Raw genomic sequence first — 12765 nt, forward strand, 5'->3', positions numbered from 1 at the left:
GGTCCGTCAGAAGTGACCCCTTGCGATGAACGTAGGAGCGAATTGTTTCAGCGCCTGCCCGGTTGGTTTCGAGACCGTTTCGGGGCGCTCGCCGGGCCGGCCGGGAGTTGAGGTGCACGGCAGGCGTGCGGGAGAAAACCGCGGGAAAGAGGGCCCTGGGAGAGTTAACCTGCGGGAAACCTGCCGCGGCGTAACTTTGGCCCGGTAGCCGGACACAATCCGGCCCGGGCGCCGTGAAACGGGTCTCACCTGCGGCTATGCGCAACACCCGAGCGGCGGGCAGGGCTATTTATGCGTCGGCCGAGTGCCTGAGTGGCGACTATTCGCCCAGTGCCCTGGGCCGCCAGACCACCACGGCTTGGGAGCGCGCACGGGGGCGCTGGCCCCGGGCCAGGCTGATCACATCGCCGGCGGCACCGGCTGCGAAGATCCGCGAATCGAGGGGATCACGACGGCGGCCCAGCTCCTCGGTCAGCTCGCCCACCCTGAGCTGCAGCGCGGCCACCTGGTTCTCGAGCTCAAGGATCCGTTTGATGCCTTCCAGCGAGACGCCCTCGTGGGACAGCCGCTGGACTTCGCGCAGCATGTTGATGTCCCGCTGCGAATAGCGGCGAGACTTCCCCGGCGCCCGGCTGGGCGACACAATGCCCAGCCGGTCATACTGCCGGAGCGTCTGCGGGTGCATTTCCGCCAGTTCAGCCGCGACGGAGATCACGAAGATCGGCTGGTCAGCGCTGATGTCCACGGTCTGCTCCGTTGCTTAGAGCCGGGCCTTGGCGGCCAGGCCTTCACGGACATCGGCGTCGGCGGTGGCTTCGGCAAAGGCCTTCACGGCTGCTTCGGCTTCCTTGTTCAGGTTCTTCGGAACCGCGACGTCGATGGTCACCAGGAGATCGCCGGTGACCTTGGACGTCTTCACGCCGTGGCCTTTGACCCGGAGCGTACGCCCCGAAGGCGTGCCGGCCGGAACACGGACCTTGACGGTCTCGCCGTCGATGGTGGGGACCTGGATGTCGGCGCCCAAGGCAGCTTCCGGGAAGGTAACCGGGACATGGATGCGGAGGTTGTCGCCGTCGCGCGTGTAAAACTCGTGCGGCTTGACGGACACGGCCACCATCAGGTCGCCGTTGCCGGCGGGCCCTGGCTGGCCTTTGCCGCGGACGCGCACTTTCTGGCCGTCCTTGATGCCGGCGGGAACCCGGACGTCAATGACGTCACCGCTGGGTTCGCGCAGGCCGATGGTGGTGCCGCGGATGGACCCGGAGAAGGAAATGCTGGTGGTAGCCGTACGGTCGGCACCTTTCGAAGGCGGACGCTGGAAGCCGGTCTGGCCGCCGAAGCCGCCGCCGCCAAACAGGTCAGCAAACTCGGGCGGGATGCCACCTGACGTGTTGAACCCGCCGGGCTGACGCCGCGGGCCGCCGGTGAACAGGCCGCCGAACATGTCCTCGAAGCCGCCGTTACCGGCACCGGCACCGGCACCACCGGGGGCAAAGCGCGCGCCGCCACCCATTGCCCGGATGGCGTCATACTGCTGGCGCTCGTCCGGATCAGACAGCACTGAATAGGCCTCGGAGATGTCCTTGAACTTCTTCTCCGACGCAGCGTCCCCAGAGTTGGTGTCAGGGTGGTGCTGGCGGGCAAGTTTCCGGTACGCCTTCTTGATGTCGGCGTCGGAAGCGTCCTTGGCGATACCAAGGATCGCGTAAAAGTCCTTGTCCACCCAATCCTGGCTAGCCAATGGCGTTTCCTTTCAAAAAGTTAATGGGTCAGTGGTTGAGCTTGCCGAAACCTGGGTTTCGACAAGCTCAACCACCGGGGTAATGCTAGGCCGGAACTGCGACGATGACCTGTGCTGCGCGGAGGACGCGTTCGCCTGACCGGTAGCCGGAGCGGAGGACCTGGCTGACGGTGTCAACCTCGATGTCCTCGCCCGGCTGCTGGATGAGGGCCTCGTGGATCGTGGGATCGAACTCCACTCCGGTCTCATCAATGCGGACCAGGCCGTACGTCTTCAACGCGTTCTCCAGCTTGGTGGCGATCGCGGCGAACGGGCCGTCGGTCAGGTCACCGTGCTGGCGGGCAGCATCGACGTCGTCCAGCACCGGCAGCAGCGAGTTCAGAACGCCGATAACGGCCATCTCCCCGGCCACGGCCCGGTCGCGCTCAACGCGCTTGCGGTAGTTGACGTATTCAGCCTGGAGGCGGAGGAGATCGTTCTTCAGCTCGGCGGCTTCCGCCTGTCCTGCACCCTGTGCCACCGATTCCTCGGCCGGCACCTCGATGCCGTTGAGGATTTCCTCGGCCTGGGCGAGTGCATCGCCGTCGCTGTCCACAGGCTCGCCCTTCGACGCGTCAGCGGGCTGCTCGCCCTCCGGGTGCCGGGCCTGCCCGGTCACCGGATCAACCTTGCGGTTGTCCCGAATGACCGGCTCCTGGTGGCCACTGCCTTGGTCTGATGAAGAGTTGTGCTCTTCCTCGCTACCGTGGTGCGGCATGGCTACTTCTTCGCTTCGTCTTCGTCGATGATCTCGGCGTCGACGATATCTTCATCGGCAGCCTTGTCACCGGCGGTGGAGCCCGCGGCGCCTTCGGCACCTGCGGCACCGGTGGCACCGTCCGGCGATCCGGCCTGGGCGTAAATGGCTTCGCCGAGCTTCGACTGGGAAGCCTGCAGCTTCTCAAACGCGCTCTTCACGGCTGCGTCGTCGGTGCCCTCGAGGGCCTTCTTGAGCTCGTCGACGTCGGCCTTGACCTGGGTCTTGACCTCTTCGGGCAGCTTGTCGGCGTTGTCGGCGATCAGCTTGTCCACGGAGTACGCGAGCTGCTCGGCCGTGTTGCGGGTGTCGGTTGCCTCGCGGCGGGCTTTGTCCTCGGCGGCGTGCTCCTCGGCGTCACGGACCATGCGGTCGATGTCCTCCTTGGAGAGCGCAGTGCCGCCGGTGATGGTCATGGACTGTTCCTTGCCGGTGCCCTTGTCCTTCGCGGAGACGTGGACGATGCCGTTGGCGTCGATGTCGAAGGTGACCTCGACCTGCGGGACGCCGCGCGGAGCCGGCGCGATGCCGGTCAGCTCGAACGTGCCCAGCGGCTTGTTGTCGCGGGTGAACTCGCGCTCGCCCTGGAAGACCTGGATGGCCACGGACGGCTGGTTGTCATCAGCCGTGGTGAAGGTCTCGGACCGCTTGGTGGGGATGGCGGTGTTGCGCTCGATCAGGTGCGTCATCACACCACCCTTGGTTTCGATGCCCAGGGACAGCGGGGTGACGTCGATCAGCAGGACGTCCTTGCGCTCGCCCTTCAGAACGCCGGCCTGGAGTGCTGCGCCAACGGCCACAACTTCATCCGGGTTGACGCCCTTGTTCGGCTCCTTGCCGCCAGCCAGTTCCTTGACCAGGTCGTAGACAGCAGGCATACGGGTGGAACCGCCCACGAGGACAATGTGGTCGATCTCGGAGAGCTTGATGCCCGCTTCCTTGATGACGTCCTGGAACGGCTTCTTGGTGCGCTCCAGCAGGTCCTTGGTGAGGTCCTGGAACTTGGCGCGGGTCAACTGCTCGTCCAGGTGGACCGGGCCATCGGGGGTGACGGAGAGGTACTGGAGCGAAACGTTGGTGCTGCTGGAAGAAGAGAGTTCCTTCTTGGCCTGCTCCGAGGCTTCACGCAGGCGCTGCAGGGCGATCTTGTCCTTTGACAGGTCAATGCCCTTGACCTTGAGCTGGTTCAGCAGGTAATCAACAACGCGCTGGTCCCAGTCGTCGCCGCCAAGGTGGTTGTCACCGGCGGTGGAGCGGACCTGGATGGTGGAGAAGTTGTCTTCGTCCTTGCCGACTTCCAGCAGGGAGACATCGAAGGTTCCGCCGCCGAGGTCGAAGACCAGGATGAGCTCGTCTTCCTTGCCCTTGTCCAGGCCGTACGCCAGGGCGGCCGCGGTGGGCTCGTTGACGATGCGCAGGACGTTGAGGCCTGCGATTTCGCCGGCCTCCTTGGTGGCCTGGCGCTGGGCGTCGTTGAAGTACGCGGGAACGGTGACGACGGCGTCGGTGACCTTTTCGCCTAGGTAGGACTCGGCGTCGTTCTTCAGCTTCATCAGGATGCGTGCGGAGATTTCCTGCGCCGTGTACTTTTTGTCATCGATGGAGACGCTCCAGTCAGTGCCCATGTGGCGCTTGACGGAATGAATGGTGCGATCGATGTTGTTGACGGCCTGGCGCTTGGCGATCTCGCCAACCAGGACTTCGCCGGACTTGGAGAATGCAACGACGGACGGCGTGGTGCGGCCGCCCTCGGCGTTGGCAATAACGGTGGGCTCGCCACCTTCGAGAACGGAGACGACGGAGTTGGTGGTTCCGAGGTCGATACCTACTGCACGTGACATGTGTTGCTTCCTTCTTTCCTTGGAAACTTGCTGGCGCTCGAGTGTTGAGCGTTCTGCACTCAACTTTACTCAAGGCGCAGACGATGTCAATCCAAAGTTGAGCGAAGTACGCTCAACTTTGGATTTCTTGGGTCACGGCAGCCTCAGGCGACCCCCGGAAACCCGGGGATTTCAGGCGGGGAATTCCGCTTCCCTGGCAGTAGTTCGCTGTGCGTGAACGGCCGCTACCGGTTCTTATCCTCATCCACTTCCACTTCGCGCGCACTGTCAACAGAGCCGGCCTCGCCGTAGTCGCCTTCCGGATAGCTGCCCTCCTCGGACTCGTTCTCCGCCCTACCCACGACGCCGGCCTCGCCGTAGTCGCCTTCCTCATACTGGCCGCCTTCACCTTCCAGCCCGGGTTCGGTACTGCCCTTGCGGCGATCTTCTTCAGGTGCGGTGTTCTCAGTCATGATGCGATCTCTCCTTTGAGTTTCCGCGTCCATCCGGGCGCATTTGGAGTCTACTCAGCAGAGGGCGGGCTAAACAGGGGTAGCGGCAGGCTCCAGCCGCTCCGCGGGTTCGTGTCAGGCGCCGAGCCCGGCCACCCCTGCGAGGACGGCGAGGTGGTGGTCAAAGAGTTCGTCCCGGGCACGGAACGTGTCCGGGCCGTATTGGCCAAAAACCTCGAAACTCACGGCCCCGAAGAGCGACGTCCACACGAGGGCGCCGTTCGCCTGGAGTTCGTCCGGCATGGCCAGCCCGAGTTCGCTGCGGATCGCCTCCAGGTCGGCGGAGAGGGCAGAAGGCACGACGGCGGTGCGCGCCGCCGCGGTCAGCGCACCTGCCTGGTAGGCGCCATCGAGAATGCCGATCAGGCGGTAGATCACACGCGTTCCCGGGCGTGTGGTCTGAACCGCCGGGGCCTGGTAACCCGGCACCGGACTGCCAAACAGGAGTCCGTAGCGCGCCGGCTCCCGCAGCGCCCAGGTCCGTACAGCCCGGCCGAGCGCCTTGAACCTGCCATCAAAGTCGAGCTCAGGCAAGGCGTTCACGGCAGTATCCACGGCGTCGCCGAGCTCGTTGTACGCGTCCACCAGAAGCAGCGTGAGGAGCTCGTCACGGTTTGCCACGTAGCGGTAGACGGCGGACGAAACAACACCCAGGTCCCTTGCCACGGCGCGGAGGGACAGGGCCGCGGCGCCCTGCGTGGCCAGGTGCTCCCTGCCCAGCCGGACAATGTCAGCAATAGTCTGGGCCCGGGCGCGCTCCCGCGGTGTCCGAAGGGTGGTTTCCGCGTCCGAGGCAGGGTCATTCATTGGTCCAGCATCGCATAAAGCAAAGCAGTGTCAACAATTGAGAGCACTGCTCTTGACAGACTTCCCGAGCAAGGCGCACGCTTGCTTGAGAGCAGTGCTCTCTAGCGGAAATTCCTTGAGGAGAAGTCATGAACGATCTATACGTAGTTACGGGCGCGGGCCCCGTGGGCTGGACGGTCGCGGAGCAGCTCGCGGAGCAGGGGAAAAACGTCAGGATCCTCACCCGCTCCGGCAACGGCCCCGAGCATCCGCTGGTGGAGCGTGTGAAAGCGGACGTCCAGGAGGCCGCCCAACTGCGGGACGCCTTCGCGGGCGCCACAGCCGTCTTTCACTGCATCCACGGCTCCTTCTACAACGTGGATGCCTGGCAGGCGGAACTGCCGGCGGCGGATCAAAAGGTGCTGGCTGCGGCAGGCGAGGCGGGCGCCGTCGTCGTCTTCCCCGAAAGCCTCTACTCGTACAGCGAGCCCGAACGCCCCATGGTCGAGACTGGTCCGCGGACTGCCACCGGCGGCAAGCGCGGCGTCCGGACCGCGCTGCTCAAGGCGCGGGACGCCTCTCCGACCAGCACCGTCAGCGTGGTTGCCGGCGATTTCTTTGGCCCTCGGGTGCGAACCTCACATGCCGGAGAACGCGTGGTCCCCGCCGTCCTGGGCCGCAAGAAAGTCTGGGTCATCGGGAGCGCCGATCAGCCCCATTCATTCACGTACGTCCCGGACCTGGCCGCCGCGATGATCCATGCCGCGGCGACGCCGGCGCTGTGGAACAAGGTGTGGCACGCGCCCACGGGTCAGGCAGTCACGCAGCGGCAGCTGGCCACAGCGTTCACCGAGGCTGGCGGAGTGCAGGCGCCGAAGCTTGGAGCCATTCCGGGCTGGGCGCTCCGGACTATGGGTGTGTTCTCGAAAGACTTCCGCGAAGTTGCCGAAATGCTCTACCAGTTCGAGCAGCCGTTTGTGATGGACTCCGCGGCCAGCGAGGCCGTGTTTGGCCTGCAGCCGACACCCCTGCCCGAGGCGGCCGCGGCCACGGTGGCCTGGTGGCGCGCACAGCCATAGGACGCCCTACCGGCGGCCGGCACTCTCTGACGCGTGGTGAAGATCGGGCTCGGGATCACGAGCATCCCGGCCGGCATCCAGCCGCACGGTCACATCCAGCTCCGGCCTGCCAAGCTTGCCGGGCCACCAGATACGCGGGCCGATGTCGTACGCCAGCGCGGGGACCAGCAGCGAGCGCACCAGCACGGTGTCCAGCAATACGCCGAACGCCACAATGAAGGCGAGCTGAACCAGGAACATGATGGGGATGACGCCCAGCGCGGCGAACGTGGCAGCCAGCACCACGCCGGCCGAAGTGATCACTCCGCCGGTCACTCCGAGTCCGCGCAGGATACCCGGCCGGGTCCCGTGTTTCAGCGACTCTTCCCGCACACGGCTCATCAGGAAGATGTTGTAGTCCACGCCCAGGGCCACCAGGAACACAAAACCGAACAACGGGACGGTGGCGTCAGCGCCCGGGAATCCGAAGAGGTTGTTGAAGACCAGCGCCGAGACACCCATGGCCGCCCCGTACGACAGGACCACCGACAGCACCAACAGGACCGGCGCCAAGACTGATCGCAGCAGCAGCATCAGGATGAGCAGGATGACCGCCAGCACGATGGGGATGATGATCACCAGGTCGCGCTGGGCGGTGGTGTTGGTGTCCAGCGCAGTGGCGGTCACGCCGCCAACCAGCGCGCCGGCGTCGACCGTTCTTACCTCGTCGCGCAGCGCCTTGACGGCGTCCTCCGCCTCAACGGAATCGGCCGCAAAGTTGAGCGTGGCGTTGATCAGCACCTTCCCGTCACGTATGTCAGGCGCGCTGGGAGTCCCGGGGGCGCCGGTGATCGGCACACCGCCTTCAGCCAGGAGGTAGGCGTCCCCCACGCCGTCGGCCGCTTTGACCTTTGCCAGCACTTCATCGGCTTTACTTTCGTCCGCGATCACGACGGCGGGGCTGCCGCTGCCGGCGTCGAAATGCCGCGCCAGCGCGTCCTGGCCGTCCACCGCATTGGACGCGGTAAGGATGACGTCGGTCTGCGGCACGCCGTTGGCCTTTAGCTGCAGCACCCCGGCCGAAGCGACCAGCAAAAGGAGGGCCGACGTGACCCAGACCGTTCGCGGGCGGCGGGAGACCAACGAACCCGTGGCCCGCCAGACGCCTTTCTGCCCTTCCAGGCCGGTGACCAGCTCGGGCTCACGCTCGCCTGCCGGAACCAGCTTGGGGCGGAACGGCCAGAACGCAGCCCGGCCCAAAAGCGCCATCAGCGCAGGCAACAGCGTCAGCGCGGCGAAGAGCGAGCAGAGGATGCCAGCGGCCGCCACTGGACCAAGCGCCTTGTTGGAGTTCAGGTCGGAGAACAGGAGGCAGAGTAGGGCGATGATGACGGTGGCGCCGGAGGCCAGGATGGGTTCGAACGAAGCTTTCCACGCTGTGAGCACGGCTTCGGTCCGGTTGCGCGTGTGGGCCAGGGCCTCGCGGAAGCGGGCCACGTACAGCAGGGCATAGTCCGTGGCCGCGCCGATCACCAGGATGGACAGGATGCCCTGGCTTTGGCCGCTCAGCTGGATCCAGCCGAGCTTTGCCATGCCGAACACCAGCAGGATGGCGGCACAGAGCGCAAAAACCGAGGTGAGCAGCACAGCGATGGGCAGCAGGAGCGAACGGTAGACGATCAATAGGATCAGGAAGACCGCGCCGAGTGCCACCAGCAGCAGGATGCCGTCAATGCCGGCGAAGGCGCTGACCAGGTCTGCGGTCAGGCCCGCGGGTCCGGTGACGAAGGTCTGCATGCCGGCGGGGGCGGAATCCGCCAGGAAGTCCCGCAACTCCTGGACGGATTCCTTCAGCTGGTCGGAGGACCCGATCGGGGCAATGAACTGGACCGCTTTCCGGTCCTCGGACGGGATGGGGCCGACCACCGCGCTGCCCAGCTCCAGGCCCTCCAGCCCAGCCTTCAGGGATGCCAGTTCGCCAAGCTCCGTGGGGCTGATGGCGGCGTCGTTTTCGATGACGATGACCGCCGGCACTTCGTCTGAATCGCGGAACTTTGCCTGCCAGTCCTGGGCCGCGGTGGCCTCGGCGCTCGCCGGCAGGAACGAGGCCTGGTCGTTCGAGGAGACCTCGTCGAGCCGGCCGAACGTGGGTCCACCCACCCCGGCAATGGTCAGCCACGTGAGAACCAGCAGAACGGGAAGGAGCCAGCGCAGCCAGAACGGAACCCTCGCACTGTGTAGGGGACGGGATTTCATGATTCCTGCTTCGCTCGGGGTGGCCGCGGTACAATTGATTCCATCCTAGAGTATATCTACCATGGAGATAAATGCCATGGGTTGGGTTTCCTGCTTGAAACTACTCATCGGGCGTCGCTGCAGTAATATCCGTCAGGGCATCAGATCACGGGGACAGGCAAGCGAGCGGAGGCGGGGCGACCATGACAGACGAAGCGTTCCAGCGCCCACCGGACTCCGCGCCCTTCGCCCTGGTCCGCTTGCTTCAGGACTTCACGCTGGAGGCCAACCGCTACGTGGACACTGCCGGCGGCCGTAACGACATGCACCGCACGGACCTCAACGCGCTGGCGGTGATCATGCGGCACAGTGCCAAGGGCCTAGTGGTCACGCCGGGCATCCTGCGCAAGGAACTCAACCTCAGCTCGCCCGCCACCACCGCCCTCATCGACCGGCTGGACAGTTCCGGGCACGTGGTCAGGGAGCGTCTCGGTCCGGACCGGCGGCAGGTCCAGCTCCGCATGACACCCAAGGCGTTCCGGGACGGCAGTGCCATGTTCATGCCGCTTTCGCGCCACATGGGCACCGCCATGGCGGACTTCTCACCCGAAGAGCTGGAGCTCGTCAGCCGGTTCATGACCGCCATGGTGGATGCCACCGTCGCGGCCCGGCAGGAAGCATCCGACGGCGGCCCTGCCTCCCCTGCCCCGCCCAAGTAAGCAGCCGCGCGGAACGATCCGCCTGTTTTTCACTGCGGAGAGGTAGCGTTTCATTATGAGTACGCAGCAGCCTGACGACGACGATGTGTACACGCACGGCCACCACGAGTCGGTGGTCCGCGCCCACGCCTCCAGGACCGCGGAGAACTCCGCGGCTTTTGTCATTCCGCACCTCACGCCCGGGGTTTCAGTGCTCGACGTCGGCTGCGGCCCGGGGAGCATCACCTGCGATTTCGCCGGGCTGGTGTCGCCCGGAAAGGTCACCGGCCTGGACCGGTCGCCGGACATCATCGCCCAGGCGACGGCGCTTGCCGTCGAGCGCGGTGTGGCCAATGCGGAGTTCCTGGCTGGCAACATCTATGACCTCGACTTCGAAGACGAAACGTTCGACGTCGTCCATGCCCACCAGGTGCTCCAGCACCTGACGGACCCGGTGGAGGCGTTGCGCGAGATGCGCCGGGTGGCGAAGCCGGGCGGCATTGTGGCAGTGCGCGACGCCGACTTCCACGGCATGAGCTGGTACCCCGCCATCCCTGAGCTGGACGAATGGATGGACCTGTACCAGCGGATCGCACGACGCAATGGGGCCGAGCCCGATGCCGGCCGCCGGCTCGTTTCCTGGGTCCAGTCCGCGGGCTTCGGAGATGTGGCGCCCACCAGCAGCAACTGGCTGTATGCCACCGGGCAACAGCGGAGATGGCAGGCCCGGGTCTGGGGCGAACGGGTGCTGCATTCGGCATTCGCGGAGCAGGCCCTTGAATACGGCTTCGCAAACCCAGCGGACCTGGCCCGGATTTCGGCAGGCTGGCACCGCTGGGGATCCACCGACGACGGCTGGTTCCTGATCCCGAACGGCGAGGTCATCGCCCGGGCGTGATGCGTGCCTGCCGTTGTCCACATATGGCAGTTGACCTGTTCCGGCGGCTGGAAGCCGCAAAGAGCCTCGAACCATGATTATTCAAGCAGGCTTCGACCTCCAGATTCTCGTCCGTCCGCTAATTGTTCAGGACGGAAGGGTCCTCCCCAAACTTGTGGTGATCGGCCTCGATGCCGACATGCAGCTGGACGGCATCAAGGTCGTCAGTGACGAGTTTGCAGGATTATTGGTGCCGTATCACATCTGCAGCTCAGCGCGGGCTCCGAATGATCGGGCGTCTCCGCCCCGCACACTTTGGCCGCCGGTCAGCTGGACTGGGATCATAAGGACCCCTTTGACCGGATCCTGGCTGCGCAAGCCATGGTGGAAGGACTCACGCTCGTTACAGCAGATGAGGATCTTCACGCCTTTGAGCCCGTGACCACGCTGTGGTGAGGTCGGCACTAAACTTGCCAAGTGCAATTCTCCCTTTGGCTCGCCCTCGCGGGCGCCGGCGCCCTGATCAGTTTCACGCCCGGCGCCGGTGCCATCAACACCATGAGCAACTCACTCACGTCCGGATTCCGCCGCTCAATCTGGGGAATCCTGGGCCAGCAGGCAGCCCTGGTTGTCCACGTGGTGATCGTGGCGTTGGGAGTTGGCGTGCTGGTGGCGAGCTCCCCGGTGGCCTTCAATGTGATCCGTTACGCCGGAGCCGCCTACCTGGTCTACCTGGGCATCCGTCAGTTCCTGAGCAAACCGGTAGTGGACCAGCAACAGGCCGCCGCCCTCCGGAACGAGCCCGCCTGGTCAATGTTTCGGCGTGGCCTCTGGGTCAATCTGCTCAACCCGAAGGCCATCGTTTTCTTCCTCGCGTTTATGCCACAGTTCATCCGTCCGGAACAGCCGCTCCTGCCGCAGTACCTGGTGCTCACGGCCACCGTGGTGGTGATCGACATCCTGGTCATGTGGTTCTTCTTCGCCTTTGCCGCCAAATCCTTCCAGCGGTTCACGCACAACGCCCGTGGCCAGAAGATCCTTAGCCGGATCTTTGGCGTGCTCTTTGTGGCCGTAGGCATTCTCCTCGCGCTGATCCACTGAAGTCCACTAATCCACCAACGCGCAGATGTCTGACATTTTTGCCCGGAGCGTGGTCATGGAGTGGCCACCTGCCGGACATCAATGCCACGATCGATAAATGCTTGAGGCAACCAAATCCCCCACATCGACAGAATCCGGCACTGATCACGCCCCGGTACCCACCAACCCGGCGCTGGACGCCGAAGCGAAAATCGCGCGGCTTGCCGTCACGATCTTCCCGGCGCTGGTGGTCCTGGCAGGCGTCGCTGGCTTCCTTGTGCCGGCAACCTTCCAGCCGCTGGGACCCAGCGTCCCGTACCTGCTGGGCATCATCATGTTCTGCATGGGCCTGACCCTGACGCCGCCGGATTTTGCCTCCGTGGTGAAGCGCCCGTGGGCAGTGGTTCTGGGCATCGTGGCGCACTATGTGATCATGCCCGGCGCGGGCTGGCTGATTGCCGTGGCGCTCCAGCTTCCGCCGGAGCTTGCCGTAGGCCTGATCCTGGTGGGCTGCGCACCATCCGGCACTGCCTCGAACGTGATGGCATTCCTGGCCAAGGGGGACGTGGCCCTGTCGGTAGCCGTCGCCTCCGTCTCCACCCTGATCGCACCGGTGGTTACGCCACTGCTGGTCCTGTTCCTGGCCGGATCGTTCCTGGAAATCAACGCCGGGAGCATGGTCCTGGACATCGTCAAGACGGTACTCCTGCCCGTCATCGCCGGGCTGCTGGCGCGGCTGTTCTTCAAGAACCTCATCGCCAAGCTGCTACCGGCGCTCCCCTGGGCATCCGCCGTCGTAATTTCCTTCATTGTCGCGATTGTTGTGGCGGGCAGCGCCTCCAAGATCGTGGCCGCGGGCGGCATTGTGTTCCTCGCAGTGGTCCTCCACAACGGCTTCGGCCTGGGCCTGGGCTACCTGGCCGGCAAGCTGGGCCGGCTGGACGATAAAGCACGCCGGGCCCTCGCCTTCGAAGTGGGCATGCAGAACTCCGGCTTGGCCGCCACACTGGCCACCGCGCATTTCACCCCGCTGGCCGCACTGCCTTCCGCAGTTTTTTCACTCTGGCACAACATCTCCGGCGCGATTGTGGCAGCATGGCTGGCCCGGCGACCGCTGCGTGACGCCTAGCAAGGCCGATCCTGGAAGGCAGCAGCCGATGCA

General features: G+C 65.1%; 13 protein-coding genes. 6 read left to right on the forward strand and 7 right to left on the reverse strand.

Annotated elements, in window-relative coordinates; translation table 11 throughout:
• Nucleotides 1–319: 319 nt before the first annotated feature.
• The 6 genes from ASG77_RS04090 to ASG77_RS04115 form a co-directional block, all read right to left on the reverse strand.
• Complete coding sequence (locus tag ASG77_RS04090) at nt 320–745, reverse strand: heat shock protein transcriptional repressor HspR (RefSeq protein ID WP_056341287.1); 426 nt, start codon at nt 743–745, stop codon at nt 320–322.
• A 15-nt stretch (nt 746–760) separates the two neighbouring features.
• Nucleotides 761–1741: a DnaJ C-terminal domain-containing protein gene (locus ASG77_RS04095; RefSeq protein ID WP_200950622.1), complete on the reverse strand. Its 981-nt coding sequence runs from the start codon at nt 1739–1741 to the stop codon at nt 761–763.
• An 85-nt stretch (nt 1742–1826) separates the two neighbouring features.
• A complete protein-coding gene (locus ASG77_RS04100) occupies nt 1827–2498 on the reverse strand; it encodes a nucleotide exchange factor GrpE (protein WP_056341294.1) in 672 nt (223 codons plus the stop codon).
• A 2-nt stretch (nt 2499–2500) separates the two neighbouring features.
• Nucleotides 2501–4378, reverse strand: a complete 1878-nt coding sequence (dnaK, locus tag ASG77_RS04105; protein WP_056341296.1) for a molecular chaperone DnaK — start codon at nt 4376–4378, stop codon at nt 2501–2503.
• A 224-nt stretch (nt 4379–4602) separates the two neighbouring features.
• The gene (locus tag ASG77_RS04110) at nt 4603–4830 is read right to left on the reverse strand and encodes a hypothetical protein (protein WP_056341297.1); all 228 of its coding nucleotides are present in this window, start codon (nt 4828–4830) and stop codon (nt 4603–4605) included.
• A 114-nt stretch (nt 4831–4944) separates the two neighbouring features.
• Nucleotides 4945–5676 (reverse strand): TetR/AcrR family transcriptional regulator, encoded by a 732-nt coding sequence (locus ASG77_RS04115; RefSeq protein WP_056341298.1) that lies wholly within the window; start codon nt 5674–5676, stop codon nt 4945–4947.
• 128 nt (nt 5677–5804) lie between these two features.
• Here ASG77_RS04115 and ASG77_RS04120 point away from each other — a divergent pair, with 128 nt between their 5' ends.
• Entirely contained in the window at nt 5805–6734 is a 930-nt protein-coding gene (locus ASG77_RS04120) for an NAD-dependent epimerase/dehydratase family protein (RefSeq protein ID WP_056341301.1), read from the forward strand.
• Between the two features lie 6 nt (nt 6735–6740).
• Here the strand turns inward: ASG77_RS04120 and ASG77_RS04125 are convergent, their stop codons facing one another.
• On the reverse strand, nt 6741–8969 hold the full coding sequence (locus tag ASG77_RS04125; RefSeq protein ID WP_082575818.1) for an MMPL family transporter: 2229 nt from the start codon (nt 8967–8969) through the stop codon (nt 6741–6743).
• 182 nt (nt 8970–9151) lie between these two features.
• Between ASG77_RS04125 and ASG77_RS04130 the strand changes: the two genes are divergently transcribed.
• The 5 genes from ASG77_RS04130 (at nt 9152) to ASG77_RS04150 (ending at nt 12732) form a co-directional block, all read left to right on the forward strand.
• Nucleotides 9152–9667: a MarR family winged helix-turn-helix transcriptional regulator gene (locus ASG77_RS04130; protein ID WP_056341302.1), complete on the forward strand. Its 516-nt coding sequence runs from the start codon at nt 9152–9154 to the stop codon at nt 9665–9667.
• 55 nt (nt 9668–9722) lie between these two features.
• Nucleotides 9723–10544, forward strand: a complete 822-nt coding sequence (locus ASG77_RS04135) for a methyltransferase domain-containing protein (protein WP_056341303.1) — start codon at nt 9723–9725, stop codon at nt 10542–10544.
• A 294-nt stretch (nt 10545–10838) separates the two neighbouring features.
• A complete protein-coding gene (locus ASG77_RS21080) occupies nt 10839–10979 on the forward strand; it encodes a PIN domain-containing protein (protein WP_235564291.1) in 141 nt (46 codons plus the stop codon).
• Nucleotides 10980–11000: 21 nt separating this feature from the next.
• Nucleotides 11001–11624, forward strand: coding sequence for a LysE family transporter (locus ASG77_RS04145; protein WP_056341306.1), 624 nt, complete (start codon nt 11001–11003; stop codon nt 11622–11624).
• Between the two features lie 97 nt (nt 11625–11721).
• Nucleotides 11722–12732 carry a bile acid:sodium symporter family protein gene (locus tag ASG77_RS04150; protein ID WP_056341307.1) on the forward strand — a complete coding sequence of 337 codons (1011 nt, stop codon included), beginning with the start codon at nt 11722–11724 and terminating at the stop codon, nt 12730–12732.
• The last annotated feature ends 33 nt before the right edge of the window (nt 12733–12765 follow it).

The sequence above is a fragment of the Arthrobacter sp. Soil762 genome (genome assembly GCF_001428335.1).
Classification (GTDB): Bacteria; Actinomycetota; Actinomycetes; order Actinomycetales; family Micrococcaceae; genus Arthrobacter.

Coding starts and splice junctions, on each gene's coding strand:
- ASG77_RS04120 (WP_056341301.1), top strand. CDS start 5,805: ATGAACGATCTATACGTAGTTACGGGCGCGGGCCCCGTGGGCTGGACG.
- ASG77_RS04115 (WP_056341298.1), bottom strand. CDS start 5,676: ATGAATGACCCTGCCTCGGACGCGGAAACCACCCTTCGGACACCGCGG.
- ASG77_RS04130 (WP_056341302.1), top strand. CDS start 9,152: ATGACAGACGAAGCGTTCCAGCGCCCACCGGACTCCGCGCCCTTCGCC.
- ASG77_RS04125 (WP_082575818.1), bottom strand. CDS start 8,969: ATGAAATCCCGTCCCCTACACAGTGCGAGGGTTCCGTTCTGGCTGCGC.
- ASG77_RS04135 (WP_056341303.1), top strand. CDS start 9,723: ATGAGTACGCAGCAGCCTGACGACGACGATGTGTACACGCACGGCCAC.
- ASG77_RS04110 (WP_056341297.1), bottom strand. CDS start 4,830: ATGACTGAGAACACCGCACCTGAAGAAGATCGCCGCAAGGGCAGTACC.
- dnaK (WP_056341296.1), bottom strand. CDS start 4,378: ATGTCACGTGCAGTAGGTATCGACCTCGGAACCACCAACTCCGTCGTC.
- ASG77_RS04150 (WP_056341307.1), top strand. CDS start 11,722: ATGCTTGAGGCAACCAAATCCCCCACATCGACAGAATCCGGCACTGAT.
- ASG77_RS04100 (WP_056341294.1), bottom strand. CDS start 2,498: ATGCCGCACCACGGTAGCGAGGAAGAGCACAACTCTTCATCAGACCAA.